At 63.1% G+C, this 1733-nt stretch carries 2 protein-coding genes and 1 pseudogene; all 3 read right to left on the reverse strand.

Annotated elements, in window-relative coordinates:
• A pseudogene (locus GFJ39_RS13830) lies at positions 1-314 on the reverse strand (hypothetical protein); the annotation flags it as partial.
• On the reverse strand, positions 311-856 hold the full coding sequence (locus GFJ39_RS13835) for a hypothetical protein (RefSeq protein WP_325062957.1): 546 nt from the start codon (positions 854-856) through the stop codon (positions 311-313). The pseudogene GFJ39_RS13830 and the gene GFJ39_RS13835, both read right to left, overlap by 4 nt.
• Entirely contained in the window at positions 853-1428 is a 576-nt protein-coding gene (locus tag GFJ39_RS13840; RefSeq protein ID WP_153432033.1) for a twin-arginine translocation signal domain-containing protein, read from the reverse strand. Before GFJ39_RS13840 ends, GFJ39_RS13835 begins: the two co-directional genes overlap by 4 nt.
• Positions 1429-1733 lie beyond the last annotated feature (305 nt).

Below are 1733 nucleotides of genomic sequence, written 5' to 3' on the forward strand. Positions count from 1 at the left end.
CCGTCCAGAAGGATCGTGCCGTGGTCGTTCGCACCGGTAGCCGGGTCGAAGCCGGTGACGGCGGCATAGTTCGCGAGCACTTTCCCGGTCGAGAGCACGGCGAGACCCTGCGCGGCTTTCGTCCAGGTCGCGACCAGAGCGCCATGAGCGGCAAAGGCCCAGCAGCCGGAGCGGTCGTTGCCCCGCATCTGGTAAGGCACGTTCTGCGACCAGTCGCGGGCGTAGGGTGCAACCGGAAACACCGTCAATACGGGATCGAGGCGATAGGTGCGGCAGTCATGACGTGCGGGACGTTTGCCGAGACAGCGGCTCATACGGTCACCTTTGGCGCAGGAATGGAAATGGGCCGGGACTGCCCGAGCAGGCGGGTATGCAGACGCAGGGCAGCGGCATGATCCAGCGCCATGTTCTCGACGCGCCCGGCCTGATACAGGTCGTTCAGAAGCTGCTCACCCGTGACCAGCCGCTTGGACGTCGGGAACACCCCGGCTGCCGCGAGTGCGTCATAGACGTACTCGAAACAGTAAGCGTGGCCGGGGCGCTGAAGCGACTGGATGCGGAAAGCCCAGCCCGCCATCGCCAGAACGTCATAGGACGTGCCGAGCATGGACTTGCAGTAGGCCAGCGCGCGGAGCGCTTCATCGTCCGACAGACGGATCGTGAAGGCATGCCCGGCCCGTGGTGGCATCCCGAAGTCCGGATCATCCGGACCGACACCGACGATCCGTGGATAGGTGGCCGAATAGATCGTCCCGCCCAGTTCGATCGTGGCATGGCTGTAGTCGCTTTCCAGGCGCCAGCAGATCAGCCGCCCGAAGGCATCGGCCGGAAAGTAGAGGCGGACGCAAGCCGTCACAGTGACACGCGCAGGATGCGGAGGGCCTGCGATTCCGTCATGGCCGGAGTGGACAGAGACACGACGCCGAGCAGCCCCTCGAACACCGAGACGATGGTCTTGAGCGCTGACAGGGCTGTGTTCGCATCGGACAGGACGGAACGCGACACCGTGCTGCTCGCACCCGCGATGGCGGAGGACAGATCGGACGCGATAGTCTGGAGATCCGCCAGGACCGAGTTGACCGCGCTCTTGATGGTCGTGTCGTCATAACTGACAGCCACGCTCGATCCGGCAGCAGACGAAAACGAGGTGAGGGCGGCAGACAGCGCGACGGAGGCCGTCTCGATCACTGCAACGGCCGGAGCACCAATGGCGGACGCTACGGCGGCGATGGACAGAACCGTCGCGACAGCATTGATGCCCGCCTGACCGTATGCCTTCACCCTGGCGACGTTGAGCGTGATTGTGGTGACGTTGCCGGATTTCGTGACGGTGCAGGCTCCCAGCGCACCAAGGGCTGTTCCGGCAAGGGCGCCCTTGAGGAAACCACGGCGCGTCTGGCGTACCGCGAAGGAGTTCAGATCAGCCATAGAGGCCCTCCAATAAAAAAACCGCCTCAGAGGGCGGTTGTTACGCGTCATTCATCGGTCTTCCCATTTGGGGGAGGGTGTTTCTAGAAAAGGAAAATCGCGCGCACCTAAGGGAAAGCCGCGTCAATCGGATTCTTTTGGAGGCTCACCGGATTTCGGATGAGTGGAAGCCGGATCGAACTCCAGCTTCGTGGCCTCAACAGCACGGTTCGCGTCGACCGGGATCATCAGGGCCCTGGCATCGGTCGAGCCTTACGGCGATGGGTATTCCAATGTGACGGTTTCAGGGGCTGATAGCCCAAGTC

The sequence above is a fragment of the Gluconobacter aidae genome, from assembly GCF_009547075.1.
Lineage (GTDB): Bacteria > Pseudomonadota > Alphaproteobacteria > Acetobacterales > Acetobacteraceae > Gluconobacter > Gluconobacter aidae.